The organism is Marinoscillum pacificum (assembly GCF_024714495.1).
In the GTDB taxonomy this organism is placed as follows: Bacteria; Bacteroidota; Bacteroidia; order Cytophagales; family Cyclobacteriaceae; genus Marinoscillum; species Marinoscillum pacificum.
In genome coordinates this window covers 1023495-1040425 of record NZ_JAMZMJ010000001.1, presented here as the reverse complement: position 1 = coordinate 1040425, position 16931 = coordinate 1023495, and the positions used below count along the sequence as shown (strand labels likewise).

The following is a 16931-nucleotide window of genomic DNA, read 5'->3' as shown; positions in this document are numbered from 1 at the left end:
AAAAGTGTTAACAAAAAGAATCATACCTTGTCTGGATATCAAAGATGGTCGCACCGTGAAGGGCGTCAACTTTGTGGAGCTTCGTGATGCTGGAGATCCAGTGGAGCTTGCGGAACGTTATACACTAGAAGGAGCAGATGAATTAGTCTTTTTGGATATTTCAGCAACTCTTGAGAAGCGTAAAACTTTGATTGATCTGGTAAAAAAAGTGGCATCAGCTATTCATATACCTTTTACTGTTGGAGGAGGCATAAGTTCTGTAGAAGATGTTCGTGCTCTGCTTAGTGCAGGTACAGACAAAGTGTCTATTAATTCTTCTGCGGTGAAAAACCCTGGTTTGATCAACGAACTAGCGAAGGAGTTTGGATCTCAATGTATCGTAGTAGCCATAGATAGCCGAAATGTAGATGGAGTGGATTTCGTTCATACACATGGTGGTACCAAACCAACAGAGCTAGAAACGATTGCCTGGGCTAAGGAGGTGGCAGAAAGAGGTGCAGGAGAGATCTTGTTGACTTCTATGGATCATGATGGAACCAAATCCGGATTTGCACTGGACTTAACCAAGCGAGTTGGAGAGGCTGTGAGCATTCCTGTGATTGCTTCTGGTGGAGGAGGAAATGAAGCCCACTTCGCTGATATCTTCCACAATGGCAAGGCAGACGCGGCTTTAGCTGCCAGTATATTTCACTATAAGGAAGTAGAGATCAAACACTTGAAAAACGAATTAGCAAAACAAAATTTACCAATACGATTATAATGTCACCGGATTTCGAAAAAGGAGGAGGACTGCTGCCAGCAGTCATACAAGATAGCTTAACTGGAAAAGTATTGATGCTCGGCTACATGAATGCTGAGGCATTGAAACAAACGGAAGAAACAGGTAAAGTGACATTCTTTAGTCGCTCCAAGGATCGTCTTTGGGTGAAAGGTGAAACATCTGGTAACTTCTTGATGGTTAAAAGTATAGCTGAAGATTGTGATAAGGATACCATTTTAGTAAAAGCAGAACCTCAGGGCCCAACTTGTCATACTGGCGCAGACACCTGCTTTGATGAAGCGAATAGTAATCCGATCACTTTTCTGAATCACCTGAGAGACATTATAGAGGACCGTAAGAACAATCCATCAGATGAGTCTTACACGGCTAGTTTATTCAAAAAAGGAATCAATAAAGTAGCTCAGAAAGTAGGAGAGGAAGCTGTAGAGGTGGTGATCGAAGCAAAAGATGACAATGAAGACTTGTTCCTCAATGAATCAGCTGATTTGCTTTATCACCTGATGGTACTATTGGCTCACAAAGGCTACTCACTAGACGATGTGGTGAAGGTACTGGAGGGAAGACATAAGAAGTAAGTTCTCTATCAAAGTAGATATTTTAAGACCCGTCTAAGTATACACTGGACGGGTTTTTTCATTCTAATAATAAATGTGAAGGTTAGTGATTTACTCCACCGGCACAAACACCAATTCCATTTCGGAGTTCTCCTTAGATATTATAAGTTCTGTATCTGAGAATTGATAATGAACAGTCGCGTCATTCAAAATTTCCATGAATTTGCGGCTGTAATCAACATTCCAAATGTTGGCAAATGCGAGCGTACTGACTAATTCTCCAACTGTTATCGTTTGATTTTCTTCATCAATAGACGCTTTGCCGATGAACCCATTACTCGAGTCAGATCCTTGGAAGTTTTCAGAGTCCTCGTTTTTAGATTGTGGGGTAATAGTGATAAAAGGAGAACTGTCGCAGGGCGGGTAGTCCATGTTTCCATCTTCATCTCTTATACCGACAATTCCCCATTTATTGTATATGGAAGTGGAATCATGAGTAAAGACCGGCCAATTCGGTTGACAGAAGAGTTCAGCAAATGGAAGATCTTGAAGTTTGCCTTCTTTGATTTCGATCTTTCTGGTGTGTTCATCATTTTCAAGAGTCATTTCAAATTCACCTGAGACGGAATTGTTAATTGAGTCAAACTCTGTGATTATGAAGTGGCCATCTGTAGGTGTGAAGTTTGTAAAACGAACATTGGTGTAGTCTATTTCTATAAAAGTTAAGCTTAACTCATTAATTAGATTTACGTTGAGCGTGCCATCATACATGCCATTAAATTCAAACGAGTATTGTAAGAAGTTGTCTCTAAATCCGGTGATACCAAATGAATTGATGCTGAGGTATTGGTTGTAATAGATCACACTTGAGCCAGAGTCTTGAGCTGCATATTTTCCATCAAACTTCATGGAGATTTGTTCATTTCCCGAAAGTGGATTGGGGGTTTCTGTTTCTTCTTTGCAGCCGCTAAATGTCAGGATTAATAATCCAATTAGCATGATCAGGGGTGAATAATGAGACTTCATTTGTTTAAGTAACAAAAAACGGATTTAATTTCAAATGTTATAAACCTGGATTCTTCACTATGAAAAAAATAACTGGATTTCTTTTTTTAATTGTCTGTACACAATTGGTTACTGCTCAAAATGATAACTGGAGATTAGAGTATTTTCTTGCTAATGAGTCGACAGATACCTTATTCATTTCAGCTGATAAAGTATTTGAACTGGCTTTTTTTGATGAAAAATATTTAAACTTTTGGGATGAGACTGGAGAAGTAAGAACCTGGTATTCTACAGAAACTTTGGGAAGATCTGATTTAGAAAATGATCTTGTTGTGATAATGGGAAAGGATACGCCTCCAATGGATTTGACATCCTATAAGTCACAAATGTTGGATTACTTTTTATTAGACTCTAAGAGTGAAACTTCATTGGTGATAACTATAAGAAATGGTCGATTGAAGTTCACAAAGACAACTTCTGACAGATCTTTAGAACCAGTAGATCGTTGTATGTTAATCCCAAAAGGAGGTCCTTGCAGAGCGATGAATACTTATTTTTATTTCAATCAGGAAACAAGAAAATGTGAATCGTTCAATTGGGGTGGATGTGGAGGTAATATACCATTTGAAACGTTAGAAGAATGTCAGGCATGTTGCGTTAAGTAGGTTGCTTCAATGGTTATTCATTCACAGTTTTATTCTTCAATGTCAAGTCTCTAATAATTGATGTATTATCAATATTACTTTTAATACCTGTTGGTTGATTCCAATGTGATGAATCATAGCTTTCGGCATTATTCTTCAGATGCACCTGGAAATAATACATCTCTGTTGGTACTTCGGGAACATCAGGAGAGGAAGCGGATGGGGATATGTTCGTGACAACTTGCTCAAGGTGAAGGTGTAATGGCTTACTCTCAGCAATGGATTTGACGGGTAGCTTTACTTCAGCTATGAATTTAATATCATGAATAATGGAACTCAGAAACCATTTTTCACCAAATGGGCGGTATTTTAGGGTGCGCTTTTCATCTTTTATAAAGACTTTTTTAACTGCAGGAGCGGTAGATAGGTCATTGCCTTTCCAGTTTTTGTTAGTCTTTAGAAAGGTCTTCTGTCGATCCGCAATGTGGTAATTCATCTCCACTAGTGCGTTTGTGGCTATATCGATGTATAGGGTTCCAGTAACCAATGGTTTCTTGACTTGTTCAAATGGTTGAAATGATATTTGATGGGCATTTCCTATGGCTAGGTCGGTAGTTCCATCATATGACAATTGGTAATATTTCTCAATCTTTTTAATAGGTACTCCTAAGAAAGATTCTTCCTCAGGTAGATTGGATGCACCCAGCGAAGTAATACCCAAAGCGTAAAATCCTCCGCGTTTGTCGTTCCACAAATTGTCCTTGATTCTGTAGGGCTTGTTTTCAGCAAATCGTCCGTCTATTAGATAACTATTGGATCCACCATCATCAAGAATGGTTGAGTATTCTGCTTCTAGCAATTGTACATATTCATCAGTAATGGTTATGACTTCTCGTTGAAAACCATTGAGCGTATAACCATCTGTGGGATAGTTTTCCTTTATTGATTGGATGCATTGTTCCACTAGCTGGTAAGGGTCTTTGGGGGAGACCACTATTTCATTTAATAATTCGGTTTGAGGAATTAATGTCAGTTCCAAAAAATCAGAATTAGAATAGAGTAACATGTCTGTTGAAACATACCCAATGTGAGAAATTCTTAGGCTAATGCTCTCGAGAGATTCGGGGTAATCAAGTATAAACTCTCCAAGTAAATTGGTTGTAGTACCCAAGCCGTTCTCAGGATCATACATGTGAGCGAAAGGAATTGGCTCAGAGGTTTCCTTATCAATTATTCTGCCCTCTATTATTTTCTGAGAATTGGCGAAATGAAAGCTAACGACTGTCGCTATTAAGGTTAATCTTTTCAGTTTGAACATCATTATGGAGTTATGCTGAAAGTAATTTATTCGCTTCCTTTCAATGTGTAATACCGATGTATCTTAATAATTGTTAAAGCATTCTAAATCTAATATTGTAGGTCAATTGATTGGTAATCTGTAGGTTATGAGATTGGTCTTTAGTGCTAAAATTTTAGAGGTTAAAATAAATGTGTTAAAATGACGCATTAAAGGAACTTTGCATAATGGTTAAGGTTGTATGTATATACATACTAATAAAAAAGATCATGAAAGATAAAGTAGTAATAATCACAGGAGGAGCCATGGGACTTGGCTATGCTGCAGCACAGAGTTTGGCTGCAAAAGGTGCGAAATTAGTACTAGTTGATTACAATGAGGAGAAACTAAAAGAAGCAGAAGCTTCACTTACGAAGGATTTTGATGGATTGGAAACATTAACAGTGGTAGCTGATGTATCCAATGAAGAAGCTGTAAAGAATTATGTGAATAAGACCATCGAAAAATTTGGACGAATTGATGGGTTCTACAACAATGCAGGAATCGAAGGGCGCCAGGCTCCGATGACTGAATACGATTTGGATGTATTTAAAAAGGTAATAGACATCAACCTCATGGGAGTTTATTATGGCTTGCGATACGTAATTCCACATATGCAAAAGCAAGGATTCGGTAGAATTGTCAATGTAGCTTCAGTGGGTGGTATCAGAGGAGTCGTCAATCAAACTGCCTATGTAGCTAGTAAGCATGCTGTGTCAGGTATGACCAAAAATGCAGCGATTGAATATGGAAAAGATGGTATTTTGACCAATGCAATTGCTCCAGGCGCTATTCTAACACCAATGGTAGCGGAAGCATTTAAACAAGTGAATCCAGATGACCCTAAAGCCGCAGAAGCGGAATATGCACAGCACAACCCTACAAGACATTTGGGAGATCCAAAAGATGTTGGAAATTTCGTTTCTTACTTATTAAGTGAAGAGAATGGCTATGTAAGTGGACAAACTATCGCAATAGACGGAGGGGAATCTAACCTTTACGGAAACTCTTAATTTTTTTTAAATATACCGTTTTCGCGGTATGTTCTTGTGTTGATTTTATATCAACCTTTGTCTCGTGCATCGTGAGATGCTATAGCTGGTTGGGAGAAATGGCTGGGTGCGAACTCAGCCATTTCCATTTATAAGCGACTCCCATTATTTTAGCTGAAAATATGACTGCTCAGATCAAACAGCTAAAACATACCGCTCTCTATGCCTTACTCATGGCGCTTCTGATCTTTGCCTTAAAGTGGATTCAGTGGAAATACCTGATTGAAGATCACTCAACTGAAATCTATACTGGTCTCATTGCCTTACTTTTTACAGCGCTTGGTGTTTGGATTGCCATGCAATTGGCAAAAGGCAAGGTGAAGACAATTGTGGTAGAGAAAGAAGTTTTTACAACTGAATTTGTGCAGGATGAACAGGCCCTCGCTCAATTAGAGCTGACGAATAGAGAGTATGAGGTGCTTGAACTACTTGTTAAAGGTGCGAGTAATGCGGAGATAGCGGATCGCCTGTGTTTATCCATCAGCACCATCAAGACGCATGTGTCCAACTTGTTGGTAAAGATGCATGTGAAAAGCAGAACGCAGGCCATTGAGAAAGCCCGACGCTTGAAAATCCTTCCCTAAGCCGTAGTACTAAAGTAGGGTTTTAAGCTATTTTAGGCTTTTGGTACTTTAGTATGAACTCCAGAATTATGCTGTAGAATACGTTTGCCAAAAACAAAACGCTATGAAAAAGAACATCTTCATTTTTGGATCTATTCTCGCAGTACTGCTGTCAGGTAACATGATTTATATGATTTACCTGATGTATACCAAAGAGAATCTACAAACTAATGATCTTCTTGGCTATGCAGCAATGGTCATTGTCTTTTCACTTACTTTTTTTGGCATTCGTAACTATCGAAACAAAGAATTGGAGGGATACATTTCTTTTGGGAAAGCCTTCAAAACAGGAGCTCTCATTGCATTACTGGGCTCAACTTTCTATGTGATCGTTTGGCTGTTTGTCTACTACCTATTCGTACCGGATTTTATAGATCAATACAGTACTTGTGTGATGAATCAATGCGTGAGTAATGGATCTACTCCTGATGAAATAGAAGCTAAAAGAGAACAAATCACTCAGCTGGCTAAGATGTATCAAAACCCAGCTTTTGTGGTACTGATTACTTACAGTGAAGTGCTACCGGTTGGATTAGTAGTCGCGCTGATCGGCTCGTTGATTCTAAAGAAAAAAGTTAAGAGTTAAACTCATTAAATCCATAAAAGAGTCATTCTGAATTTATTTCAGAATCTTTAATCTGGCTAAAAAATGATTGGAGATCCTGAAACAAGTTCAGGATGACCAATCATTTTTCGAGTTTAACTCTTAACCAAAGAAATTAAAAGGGTACTTACTCGGTAGGCATTTCAGTTTCACCTTTTAAATACTGATCCAAAAACTCCTTGATCTGGCCATACCCTTTGATCTCGTTTTCTTTTTTGCGGAATCCATGGCCTTCATCATCAAAGACCACATATTCTACAGGAACTCCGTTGGATTTAACTCCTTCTACAATCTCATCAGATTCTACCTGAAGCACACGCACATCATTGGCACCTTGAAGTACCATGAGTGGCTTGGTGACGTTCTCCGTATGGAATAGAGGAGAGATCTCATATAGTCTTACAGAATCAGCTGTAGTTGGATCACCCATTTCGTCATACAATGCTTTTCGGAAGCTTTCCCAGTAAGGAGGAATAGATTTCAAGGTGCGTAGCCAGTTGGTCACACCAAATATGTTGACACCCACTTCAAAAGCCTCCGGCTCAAAAGTCAAAGCTGCCATGGTCATATATCCACCATAAGATCCACCAATGATCCCAACTTTCTCCATGTCAATAACTCCTGTAGACGCCAGGAAATCTTTTCCTGCCACACAATCCTTCAAATCTTTGTCTCCATGGTTTTGATCATCCAGGTGATTGAATTCTTTTCCATATCCACCACTTCCACGATTGTTCACGGCAAGGATCGCATAGCCATGATTAACCAGGTATTGTATTAATGCAAAGTAGTTGAGTCTGGACTGTCCGCCAGGTCCACCATGAACCCAAACCAAAGCAGGGACTTTGTTGGCAGCAGATGCTTGGTGTGGTTGATAGTAGACAGCTGGTATTTCCAAACCATCAAACGATTGGTAGCGAACTACCTGACCTTCCACTAGATCCTCTTTGCTGATGGCTTCATTGAGCGTGTTGGTTAATTGCTTCAGTTCCTTCGTTTCGAAGTTGTAGATATAAATATTGCTTGGAGAAGCAGAAGTACTCACAATCAATCGAGCTTTAGTTTCACTTTTAGAAATATTCACTGATGCAATACTTCCACCTTCTAACGCCGGTAATGCTACTTCATTTCCACTGGCCTGATCAAAGATTTTGACCACAGTTTGCGCATCCTGATTGATACCAATTACGCGATATTTTTCATTCCACGAGTCGTACGCATACCACACATCCCAATCTGTTTCGTATTCTTTAGTCACTTCTCCAGACTCAAGATCTCTTTTGGCCAGGTACACAAAGTCAGAACCTTCATCTGTCAGATAGTATAGAAATTGATTATCCAAACTAAAGAACTGTGGAGAATATGTAGCATCTCCTTCATGCTCGGAAATATCTGTTTTCTCACCTGTTTCACTGTTGTAGAGGTACATCTTGCCATCTGCACTAGTAAGCGCTTGAGTCAATGCATAGTACTGCTCATTAGATGAAATAGCGCCTACATCCATACCATCATTGTTCTGATAGATCATTTCCTTTATCGGCATTTCTTCATCCATCGATGAAATGGTCATCTTATACACATCCATGAAGCGAGGATCACGTTTGTTGGAAGCCATGTACATTGCCTCCTGATCTCTGGACCATCCGTAGAAACCATTGCGAACGCTATCTCCGGGTGTTAAATCCTTTGATTGTCCTTCAGTGGTCATCAATTCTACCTTATAGTTTTCATTGCCCCCATCGTCATAGGAGAAAATGAAACGCTCGTCATTCGGGAAATAGCCTTGGCCAAAATAAGAGTCCTTAGTGGAAAAGGTCAATTGTGTTTTCTCACCAGTAGCTATGTCAATTTCGAAGACATTGTAAATGCCTGTCTCATTACTGTTGACCAATAATTTCGATTCGTCAGGGGAGAAGCTGCCTCCACCAATATTGATGTTTTCATAAAACTGCTCAATACTGTATTGCTTGGAGGGGAGTGTTTTTTCTGGTTGCTGTTGGCAGCCGAGAATGCCAATCATTAAAAAAATGGGGATGATTTGTTTCATACTGTTAGGATTAGATTGAAATAGACTTAGAAACTACGAAGGATTCCGTTGCATTGCAAACGAATAGGTTTAAGGTTTCTAGTTATTGCGTTTGAAGTATGAAAATCGAATAATGTTTCGTTCGATTTCTACTAACTTTCACCTTATGAAGATTTCATCCATTCAGCAATTATTTCTAGTACTGATTCCCGTTTTTATCTTTTTCTCCTGTGAATCGCCATCAGGTATTTCAGGCCATTTGGACGGAGTGGATGGGAATGAATATATAGTTTACGTTATCAAGCCCCAATCGCTTCAGGAAGTAGGAGCATCCTATTTTGGAGAGGTGATTGATTCCGTTGTGGTGCAAACTGATGGATCTTTTCAGTTCAATAATATTCCTGAAACTGTATCTTCAGCATTACTTGAAATCGTACTGCAACCCAACGGTAAACCAGCAACCTTTTTAGAAATAGAAGACCCCTCAAAATCGAACTACATGCCAATTGTTTGGACAATAGGTGAACGTATCAAAATTTCAGCAACAATTAGTGGGTTCCAGAAGTCTTATGCTATTCAAGATCCTTCAGAGGTGAATGAGTCATTAATCAAACTAAGAGATATTCATCAAGAGGCTTTTCAAACGAATATTGCTGGGCAAGAATGGGATCTTGATGACGGAACGGAATTGCTGGACATGGAGCAAGCAAATCTGGAATTTCAACAAGAGTTAATACAATTCGCTCAGCAAACGGAGTACTTTCTCCCTGCGATGGTGGCATTGCGCTGGGTGAGTCCTGAGGGTGTTTATGAGCGCGTCCCTGAGTTTTTGGTTAATCAATGTAGCAAATGGAAAGAAGAGGATCATAATTGGGTAACATCGCTTTGTCAGATGGCATCTCCCGAATCCCTGCCGGTTTTAATAGGTGATCAGTTTCCAAAAGAGCGTTTACCCATGGTTGATCGGGATACCTTATCCATCTATGACATCATGGGAGAGCAATTGACCATTGTCGATTTATGGGCATCGTGGTGCGCTCCATGTCGAAAAGAAAATCGCAAGGTGTTGACTCCTTTGTGGGATCAGTATCATGAAAATGGATTCCAGATAGTAGGCTATGGATTGGAAAGCGATCGCAATGCCTGGATTGCAGCAATTGCAACTGATGGAGCTGACCGATGGTACCATGCCTCAGAGCTTCAAGGGGATGATTCGGAATTTTTAAGAAAGCTGCGCGTTCAAACCATCCCCGCAAACTTTATTCTCGATGCTCAAGGTACGGTCATTGCTAAAAATCTTCATGGTGAGGAGTTAATCGCTTTTGTGAAGGGACAGTTGGGTCAAGAATACTAGTTTGTGAATTGGATTTAATTAGTTGATAATCTGTATTTTAGACTCTCTTAATAACCAGCTATGCACTACGATACTTTTGAGCCGCACCCAAATCTGAATGCTGTAGTCAAATGTCATTGGATTTTGGAGGTGCCTGCTGATTTAGAAGCACCAAAGCAGCGAATTGTTCCGGACGGATGTATAGAGATGTGCTTTATTCTTGGTGATGATGTGCGGCGATATACTTCAGAGGAAGAATTCATCATCCAACCAAGAGCCATGGTGATTGGTCAGATCACCAAACCTTATTTTATTCAGCCGGTCGGGTATGTCAATACTTTTGCAGTTCGCTTTTATCCTTTTGGGTTTGCCAATTTCATTTCCAAACCCATCTCAGATCTGGCAGATAAAGAAACACCGCTGGAAGATTTGTTTGATCCAAAAGACGTCAAGCAGCTAGTGGATCAAATTATCAAAGCTGCTACCACTGAAGCCAGAATAGAGGCAGCGGAATCCTTTTTGCTGAACAAACTCCATGAAACCACGGTCATCGAAAACATTGTTTCACGAACCGTAGACGCTATTTCTAAAGCCGGAGGCAATGTGTCTATCAATGAGTTGCTTCAGGAAAACCCATCTCAACGACGCAGCCTGGAACGTAAGTTTGCCAAAGAAGTAGGGATTAGCCCCAAACATCTAGGTAGGATTATTCGTTTGCAGGCAGCGCTGCAACTAATGCTTCATAAAAAAGGAGAGAAGCTGACACAGATCGCCTACGAGAGCAATTATTACGATCAGGCACACTTTATCAAGGACTTCAAAGACTTTACAGGAATTAACCCGAAGGAGTACTTGACGAATGATCAAATGATGCTGTCTTCATTAATCAACTCCAAAGAGTAGGTTGTCGCACTTTTACAATTAATGGTATGCGAACTGTCGTAACTATGCAGAAGACTGAACTACCATTATCATGTACAAACTCACTTTTCTACTGTTGATCCTACTCATTTTAGGGACCTACTCATATGATGCAAGCGCACAATCCTCGAATTCTTCCAATGAAATAACCAATACCCCCATGAAAAGCTTTGTAGCCATCTTCGAAATACCTGCAACCGATCTTGATCGTGCAGTAACCTTCTATCAGGAATTGTTAAACATCGACATAGAACGAATGGAGTTTCCCGGCATGGCTATGGGGTTGTTCCCGTATGCAGATCAGCTGGTTACGGGAGTGATAATGCAGGGTGAGGGATATAAGCCTTCCGCCGATGGGATAACGATCTATTTCCATGCTGGCGACAATTTGCAACCTGTATTGGATCAGGTAGAAAGCAATGGTGGGAAGATTTTGGTTCCGAAAACATCTCATGCCGATGAGAGCGGTTTCTTTGCTTTGATTCTGGACTCAGAAGGAAATAAAATTGGTCTTCACTCATTGAATTGATCGACCAATTCACATGTAGAGTGATAAGACTTAGTTGACTTTTACTGGTCAGTTGATTTTTCATTCCGTCAAATGCAACCATCATTTCCTTAATTGCGTGTGAAGATTCATTGATCATCAACTCAAGCAATTATTCATGCCGACTAAACACCTTGCTCAGTTCAACATCATCAAACTCAAGGATGAACTTGACTCGCCTATCATTAAAGAATTTCGAGACTTCTTAGCTCCAGTCAATTTGCTGGCTGAAGAAAGTCCAGGCTTTGTCTGGAGACTAAAAGATGAAGGTGGTGCAAGCGCTACCGATATCGAAACGCCCTATGAGGATAAATTGGTCTTTGTGAACATGTCTGTTTGGGAGGATTTCGAATCCTTGAAGGAGTTTACCTACAAAACGGTGCATAGCTACTTTCTCAAAAGCCGAAAAAAGTGGTCGGATGAAATTGCTGGCCAAAAAGCAGTAATGTGGTATGTGGACCCGGGATATGTACCAACTGTGGAGGAGGCTAAGGCCAAACTGGATTTACTCAATGAAAAAGGTTCTACAGCGGAAGCTTTTAGCATGTCGGAGCTTTACGATGAGTCTGGAAATCGCTTAGGTAAGTGATTTTGAAATGAACTCTTCATCCCAACCGATTCTGGGTGAAGTGTGTCTGATAAAAAACTCAACACTATAAAACTCATTGAATTAATGCAACTCCTATCTTTAGGTACTACACGCGCTATTGGCTCATCAATAGAAAAAGATCCAAAATGTTAATCAAATTGGGAACAAGATGAGCAGAGTTCCAGTTTAAGTACTCATATGATCGAATGCTGGAGTACAGATTTTTTTAACTGCCTCATACCCACAGCACACCCATCGATCATCTGATAACACTGTAGCACGGCAGCGTTACTCCTCAATGATGATTTACTAAGAACCAGCAAAACCAAAAAGAACTATTGGATATAAACGTATACTTACAACGCATCAATTATGCAGGTCATGTATCTGTAACCTTAGAATCCCTTAAAGAACTCCACCGATGCCACGTGATGGCCATTCCGTTTGAAGCACTGGATGTGCAATGGAAGAGACCAATTAGAGTTGATTTGGAGGATATCTTCGATAAAGTCATTGTCAACAATAGAGGAGGCTTGTGTTATGAGCTTAATTACTTGTTTGCTCATTTTTTAAGAACCGTAGGATTTGATGTCACGATGGTCTCTGCCAGAATCTTCGAACGAGGTGAGTTTGGTCCTGAGTTTGATCATATGGCCCTGATTGTTCGACTAGAGGAGGAAGAGTGGTTGCTTGATGTCGGTTATGGTGACTTGTTTATAGAGCCTTTAAAGCTTCGAAGCACTGAGGTTCAGCTTGATCAATTCAAAGATTATCGAGTAGAACAGCAGCCAGATGGACGTTTTTTACTGGTAGAAGCACTCAAAAACTCAGAACGCTTTCGAAATAAATATTCCTTTGACCTGGTGCCCAGAGAAGTATCAGAATTTGTGGAGCAGTGTCTGATCAAGCAAACCTCTCCTGAGTCTCATTTTGTAAAGAACATCATTTGTACGATCCCAACTGAGACAGGGCGCAAGACCATTCTCAACAATACCCTCAAGGTCAAATCCAACAATCAAACGGAGCAACTGAAGATAGAAAGTGAAGAACAGATGCTGGAAATCTTACGAGACGAATTTGCCATTGATGTGATGCATACGAAAGAGCGAGTGATGGTGTAGAGTTTTCTTGACCTTGGTGAAGGCGCTGATCTTGTGAATTCTATGATATTCCGTTATTTTGGAGGAATGAATATCAGTAGACTGTTTTATCCGTTTTCAAATACGGATATAGTGTAGCTGATATAGGTTATGTGTATCAGGTTGCATAATGACAATTGTTAGGCTCTAAACCGCAAAATGAAGCAGATTCTCTTACTTTTTAGTGTGTTATTCCTTCTGAACTGTTCAACTCAGAATCGAGAAAACGAATCTTCCACTTTTTCTGGGCCAACTAATGAACATTCGAACGAACAAACGGAACTTTACCTGGATGCTATTCCAACATCTGAACCTCAACTAGCCGATAGTAATTTCAACTCATTTTTGGTGGAATTCAGTACGAACAAAGAATTCCAGCTAACGAGAGTAGATTTTCCTCTGAACGTTAAACTTCTTGATATAGAAGATAACGAAGAGAATATCACAATCGCCAAAGATGACTGGGATCATGAGTATTTGCTCGACACCGCAAACATTGAAACTCGTAACATTGACGCATACTCCCAACAAACAGAATTGTCTGACTCATCAGCAACAATCAAGTTAAGGGGTATTGATAACGGAATCCGAATTGACTACAACTTCGAGCTCCGAAACGGACGTTGGTATCTAACAGACATTTTTAACGCTTCAACTTGAAAAACGAGAGCCCAAAAAACGATACAGCGCAAGGCCTTACCTAGCCATCTGAAAAGTACCTGCTAAATATCCCGCTTATCTGCCACTTAGATTCTGTAGTGCTTTCTGCTTGTCGCATCTCGCAGTATTTTTTCATCTTTTGAACTTGCCTGCAAACAGGTAGTAATTTTCTCTTGTCGGAAACAACAAATTTCACTAGTTTGCTCCGGGAGAGTTAGATGCCATCAGGTTGATGATGCATTGGAGTAAAATTCGAAATCAACATTCTGGTTGAGTGACTTTCCTAAATTGGCTACTAGCCAACAATGATTAATTAATAACTTAAAATTACTAAAGTGATAGTTTTTGGAACAAGAGCGGCACATATTAAAAGCGTACATCTAGCCAATACGGAATGCCCACACTGTAAAACGAAAGGCAGTTTGACACTTTCAGCTTTTCGTAAGCATTTTCACATTTTTTGGATCCCCATGTTCCCAATTGGTAGGTTTGGGGTAACTGAGTGCAACCATTGCCAGAGAGTAGTCAAATCTGACGCCATGTTTGGTGAAGTAAAACAGGAATATATTCATTTAACGGAAGTTGCAAAAGGACCAATATGGCAGTTTGCAGGTTTAGTGTTGATTGCTATTCTAATTATTAAAAGTTACTTCAGCATCAGTCAGAACAATCAAGATAATTTGAATCGCATCAACTCTCCTTCGGTAGGAGACATCTATGAGTATAAAATAGATCGTGGGGAGTATAGCACATTAAAAGTAGCAAATACATCTAAAGACAGTGTTTTTGTAATACCTAATAACTACGTGGTTGATAAAATTACGGGGATTTACAAAATCAACAAACCTGAGAATTACGCTGAATATCAATATGCTATTTCTAAAACTAAATTGAAGGAAATGTTTGAATCAGGAGAGATTTTCGAAGTTTCTAGATAGTATTTAGAGCACTCACTAGTATGAATCTGCTTCATCGTTCTCTTTAGTGGTTATTTTAGAATGTATAAAAGAACGATTCTAATACTTTTAGCTATTGGTTGGACAATCATCGGATTTCTATTTCAACTTGATTTAACACAACGTTCGGGGTGTATAATATTTCCTGAAACATTTCTAACACCTTACAGAATATCATTTTTAGTTATTTCAATTACTTTTTTAGGAATATGTCTTTTATCTAGGAATGAAAATGTAAGACAAAAGCTTGTGGTATCTGAATTTGGGATTTGGTTAGCTATTCTAATTCTTTTAAAGGGAGGATATGCAGTAGGATACGGAGGAATTCCAGATGTGAAGGTAATGGGGTATGATTATGCTGCGCTATTTATTAGAGTATTGAACGCAGGATCATATTACAGACATCTATACTTCTTCAACACTACAAGAAAACAAATCATTGTAACATCCCTGCTGTCATTAGCTCTAATTGTCATTAAGGCCAATGTTTTCGCTTTGCCAATCGTTAACTTGTAATAAACAAAAACAAATTTCATTTCTTCATGAAACATTACCTTTCAGTATTTGTATCAGTCTTTCTCCTTTCTTGTAGTACTGGTACTAAGAACGAACAAATATCTGGTGCAGCAACTTCTAATAAGAAGTCTATCTATGTTGTTGATCCTGAACTGGTGGATGAATTATTCATTGTCGAAAGTCATAATCAACAAGAGTATCCATTTAAGGAAGTAGAAACCCAAATTGTAGATCTAAACGAGGATGGAAAAGATGATAAAATCACCTTATTCATCATTGAGAATTGGGGAGATCCGGGGAACTTTCAGAAAATTAGAGTTGAACTGTCTGGTGAAGAGCCATATGAGTTTTCCAATTACGGTGGGTGGGTGACATTCAATGATAATTATTCAATCTCTGAGGAAATTGTCGCTAAAAACCAATTGGAGTCTCAAAACATCCTTCTTCTTAATGCCACACCAAATTCTAAGTTAATCGTATTGTTTGGTTGGGTGTATGCGAGTGAACCAGGTCTAGTAACGATTATTGATCCGTTGGAAAGAAGGATCCTTTTCAATAAGCAATGGGATTTGCAACAAGTTACAGATATTGACTCTGATGGTTTTCTCGAGCTTCATGGAAAGTCTGTTTTTGGTGGAACTACAGAAGTCCTTGATTTCGGTAATTCGAATCTTAAACTTCAGAAAATCAATTAGATATATGTATAATTCTCGACGTATTATACTTAGCTCAAAAGTATCCTAAATTCAATCGGCCATTTGTATATTTTAAAGTGCCTATTTGTCCAACGAAACAGATTTATTTACTTTTCATTTCAAGAGCTGATTAAATGTTCTGCGCCTATGAAGATTCTAATATCAATTTGTGTTCTTTTCTGTCTGAGCCCAATTAGTGCTCAAGAAGTGCCAACCCTTAAACCAACACTTGGAAAAGTTATGGAATTTAATGCTAAAGTTCAGCAAGAATGGGTTTTAAGGGATAATTTGCTTAATGACCTTGGTCAGGGAAATAAAAATTGGGATGATCTAACTAAGGAAGAACAGTCCATCATTGAAGAGCATGGTGAAATTTACGAGAACATGTGGGATATTGTTGGTGGTGGGTGTAGTTGGTATTGTGGAGGTGGACAAGACACACAAACGGCTTCTTCTGAACTCACTTCTCAAGGTTCTAATACCTACGGTGCTGAAAATGCTCACGATTTGAGTTATGAAACTGCTTGGGTAGAAGGTGTTTCAGGATATGGAATAGGTGAATATATCGAGTACCATGTGAAACCAGAAAACCCACGAATCACGAAAATAATTATTGTGAATGGGTACGTAAAGAGTGATAATGCTTGGAAGAATAATTCTAGAGTCAAAAGACTGAAAATGTATCTCGACGATAAGCCATATGCTGATCTTGAGCTTGAGGACTCGAAGGCTGAACAACATTTTAAAGTGGAAGCGATCGGTTATTCAGATCGAGAAAACTTCACAATACTAAAACAGAAACCAGGCTTTACCTTGAAGTTTGAAATTACAGAAGTTTATCCAGGTTTAAAATGGGATGATACAGCAATAACTGAAATATATTTTGATGGAATGGACGTTCACTAACATAAAGTTGTTAATGAATTTGTGAAAGATTAATCATGGATGTT

At 39.2% G+C, this 16931-nt stretch carries 19 protein-coding genes; 16 read left to right on the top strand and 3 right to left on the bottom strand.

Annotated elements, in window-relative coordinates:
* The first annotated feature begins 4 nt into the window (after positions 1–4).
* Positions 5–760 carry an imidazole glycerol phosphate synthase subunit HisF gene (gene hisF / locus NXS00_RS04445; RefSeq protein WP_258097908.1) on the top strand — a complete coding sequence of 252 codons (756 nt, stop codon included), beginning with the start codon at positions 5–7 and terminating at the stop codon, positions 758–760.
* Positions 760–1356 carry a bifunctional phosphoribosyl-AMP cyclohydrolase/phosphoribosyl-ATP diphosphatase HisIE gene (hisIE, locus tag NXS00_RS04440; protein WP_258097907.1) on the top strand — a complete coding sequence of 199 codons (597 nt, stop codon included), beginning with the start codon at positions 760–762 and terminating at the stop codon, positions 1354–1356. Before hisF ends, hisIE begins: the two co-directional genes overlap by 1 nt.
* Positions 1357–1446: 90 nt before the next feature.
* On the opposite strand, the gene NXS00_RS04435 is transcribed toward hisIE, so the two are convergent.
* Complete coding sequence (locus NXS00_RS04435) at positions 1447–2334, bottom strand: META domain-containing protein (RefSeq protein ID WP_258097906.1); 888 nt, start codon at positions 2332–2334, stop codon at positions 1447–1449.
* Positions 2335–2420: 86 nt separating this feature from the next.
* On the opposite strand from NXS00_RS04435, the gene NXS00_RS04430 reads away from it, so the two are divergent.
* Complete coding sequence (locus tag NXS00_RS04430) at positions 2421–3005, top strand: BPTI/Kunitz domain-containing protein (RefSeq protein WP_258097905.1); 585 nt, start codon at positions 2421–2423, stop codon at positions 3003–3005.
* Between the two features lie 13 nt (positions 3006–3018).
* Here the strand turns inward: NXS00_RS04430 and NXS00_RS04425 are convergent, their stop codons facing one another.
* Positions 3019–4305, bottom strand: coding sequence for a carboxypeptidase-like regulatory domain-containing protein (locus NXS00_RS04425; RefSeq protein WP_258097904.1), 1287 nt, complete (start codon positions 4303–4305; stop codon positions 3019–3021).
* 245 nt (positions 4306–4550) lie between these two features.
* Here NXS00_RS04425 and NXS00_RS04420 point away from each other — a divergent pair, with 245 nt between their 5' ends.
* The 3 genes from NXS00_RS04420 to NXS00_RS04410 all read left to right on the top strand — a co-directional run bounded on the left by NXS00_RS04420 (position 4551) and on the right by NXS00_RS04410 (position 6581).
* Complete coding sequence (locus NXS00_RS04420; RefSeq protein WP_258097903.1) at positions 4551–5333, top strand: glucose 1-dehydrogenase; 783 nt, start codon at positions 4551–4553, stop codon at positions 5331–5333.
* A 161-nt stretch (positions 5334–5494) separates the two neighbouring features.
* A complete protein-coding gene (locus tag NXS00_RS04415) occupies positions 5495–5956 on the top strand; it encodes a response regulator transcription factor (protein WP_258097902.1) in 462 nt (153 codons plus the stop codon).
* A 103-nt stretch (positions 5957–6059) separates the two neighbouring features.
* Complete coding sequence (locus NXS00_RS04410; RefSeq protein ID WP_258097901.1) at positions 6060–6581, top strand: DUF4199 domain-containing protein; 522 nt, start codon at positions 6060–6062, stop codon at positions 6579–6581.
* A gap of 145 nt (positions 6582–6726) precedes the next feature.
* On the opposite strand, the gene NXS00_RS04405 is transcribed toward NXS00_RS04410, so the two are convergent.
* On the bottom strand, positions 6727–8646 hold the full coding sequence (locus tag NXS00_RS04405; RefSeq protein ID WP_258097900.1) for a S9 family peptidase: 1920 nt from the start codon (positions 8644–8646) through the stop codon (positions 6727–6729).
* Between the two features lie 145 nt (positions 8647–8791).
* On the opposite strand from NXS00_RS04405, the gene NXS00_RS04400 reads away from it, so the two are divergent.
* The 10 genes from NXS00_RS04400 (at position 8792) to NXS00_RS04355 (ending at position 16887) form a co-directional block, all read left to right on the top strand.
* Positions 8792–9979: a TlpA family protein disulfide reductase gene (locus NXS00_RS04400; RefSeq protein ID WP_258097899.1), complete on the top strand. Its 1188-nt coding sequence runs from the start codon at positions 8792–8794 to the stop codon at positions 9977–9979.
* A 60-nt stretch (positions 9980–10039) separates the two neighbouring features.
* On the top strand, positions 10040–10861 hold the full coding sequence (locus NXS00_RS04395; protein ID WP_258097898.1) for an AraC family transcriptional regulator: 822 nt from the start codon (positions 10040–10042) through the stop codon (positions 10859–10861).
* A gap of 70 nt (positions 10862–10931) precedes the next feature.
* The gene (locus tag NXS00_RS04390) at positions 10932–11408 is read left to right on the top strand and encodes a VOC family protein (protein WP_258097897.1); all 477 of its coding nucleotides are present in this window, start codon (positions 10932–10934) and stop codon (positions 11406–11408) included.
* Positions 11409–11544: 136 nt separating this feature from the next.
* Positions 11545–12015 carry a DUF3291 domain-containing protein gene (locus NXS00_RS04385; protein ID WP_258097896.1) on the top strand — a complete coding sequence of 157 codons (471 nt, stop codon included), beginning with the start codon at positions 11545–11547 and terminating at the stop codon, positions 12013–12015.
* Between the two features lie 338 nt (positions 12016–12353).
* Positions 12354–13136 (top strand): arylamine N-acetyltransferase family protein, encoded by a 783-nt coding sequence (locus tag NXS00_RS04380; protein WP_258097895.1) that lies wholly within the window; start codon positions 12354–12356, stop codon positions 13134–13136.
* 177 nt (positions 13137–13313) lie between these two features.
* On the top strand, positions 13314–13814 hold the full coding sequence (locus tag NXS00_RS04375; protein ID WP_258097894.1) for a DUF4348 domain-containing protein: 501 nt from the start codon (positions 13314–13316) through the stop codon (positions 13812–13814).
* A 539-nt stretch (positions 13815–14353) separates the two neighbouring features.
* On the top strand, positions 14354–14752 hold the full coding sequence (locus NXS00_RS04370) for a hypothetical protein (protein WP_258097893.1): 399 nt from the start codon (positions 14354–14356) through the stop codon (positions 14750–14752).
* A gap of 267 nt (positions 14753–15019) precedes the next feature.
* Complete coding sequence (locus NXS00_RS04365) at positions 15020–15286, top strand: hypothetical protein (protein WP_258097892.1); 267 nt, start codon at positions 15020–15022, stop codon at positions 15284–15286.
* A gap of 26 nt (positions 15287–15312) precedes the next feature.
* Positions 15313–15981, top strand: a complete 669-nt coding sequence (locus NXS00_RS04360; protein ID WP_258097891.1) for a hypothetical protein — start codon at positions 15313–15315, stop codon at positions 15979–15981.
* Between the two features lie 147 nt (positions 15982–16128).
* Positions 16129–16887: an NADase-type glycan-binding domain-containing protein gene (locus NXS00_RS04355; RefSeq protein WP_258097890.1), complete on the top strand. Its 759-nt coding sequence runs from the start codon at positions 16129–16131 to the stop codon at positions 16885–16887.
* The last annotated feature ends 44 nt before the right edge of the window (positions 16888–16931 follow it).

What these genes read in the sequence shown, in the direction of transcription:
- NXS00_RS04435 (WP_258097906.1), bottom strand. Translation starts at nt 2,334, where the DNA reads ATGCTAATTGGATTATTAATCCTGACATTTAGCGGCTGCAAAGAAGAA.
- NXS00_RS04420 (WP_258097903.1), top strand. Translation starts at nt 4,551, where the DNA reads ATGAAAGATAAAGTAGTAATAATCACAGGAGGAGCCATGGGACTTGGC.
- NXS00_RS04375 (WP_258097894.1), top strand. Translation starts at nt 13,314, where the DNA reads ATGAAGCAGATTCTCTTACTTTTTAGTGTGTTATTCCTTCTGAACTGT.
- NXS00_RS04395 (WP_258097898.1), top strand. Translation starts at nt 10,040, where the DNA reads ATGCACTACGATACTTTTGAGCCGCACCCAAATCTGAATGCTGTAGTC.
- NXS00_RS04400 (WP_258097899.1), top strand. Translation starts at nt 8,792, where the DNA reads ATGAAGATTTCATCCATTCAGCAATTATTTCTAGTACTGATTCCCGTT.
- NXS00_RS04355 (WP_258097890.1), top strand. Translation starts at nt 16,129, where the DNA reads ATGAAGATTCTAATATCAATTTGTGTTCTTTTCTGTCTGAGCCCAATT.
- hisIE (WP_258097907.1), top strand. Translation starts at nt 760, where the DNA reads ATGTCACCGGATTTCGAAAAAGGAGGAGGACTGCTGCCAGCAGTCATA.
- NXS00_RS04410 (WP_258097901.1), top strand. Translation starts at nt 6,060, where the DNA reads ATGAAAAAGAACATCTTCATTTTTGGATCTATTCTCGCAGTACTGCTG.
- NXS00_RS04370 (WP_258097893.1), top strand. Translation starts at nt 14,354, where the DNA reads ATGTTTGGTGAAGTAAAACAGGAATATATTCATTTAACGGAAGTTGCA.
- NXS00_RS04425 (WP_258097904.1), bottom strand. Translation starts at nt 4,305, where the DNA reads ATGATGTTCAAACTGAAAAGATTAACCTTAATAGCGACAGTCGTTAGC.
- NXS00_RS04385 (WP_258097896.1), top strand. Translation starts at nt 11,545, where the DNA reads ATGCCGACTAAACACCTTGCTCAGTTCAACATCATCAAACTCAAGGAT.
- NXS00_RS04405 (WP_258097900.1), bottom strand. Translation starts at nt 8,646, where the DNA reads ATGAAACAAATCATCCCCATTTTTTTAATGATTGGCATTCTCGGCTGC.
- NXS00_RS04390 (WP_258097897.1), top strand. Translation starts at nt 10,932, where the DNA reads ATGTACAAACTCACTTTTCTACTGTTGATCCTACTCATTTTAGGGACC.
- NXS00_RS04360 (WP_258097891.1), top strand. Translation starts at nt 15,313, where the DNA reads ATGAAACATTACCTTTCAGTATTTGTATCAGTCTTTCTCCTTTCTTGT.
- NXS00_RS04430 (WP_258097905.1), top strand. Translation starts at nt 2,421, where the DNA reads ATGAAAAAAATAACTGGATTTCTTTTTTTAATTGTCTGTACACAATTG.
- NXS00_RS04415 (WP_258097902.1), top strand. Translation starts at nt 5,495, where the DNA reads ATGACTGCTCAGATCAAACAGCTAAAACATACCGCTCTCTATGCCTTA.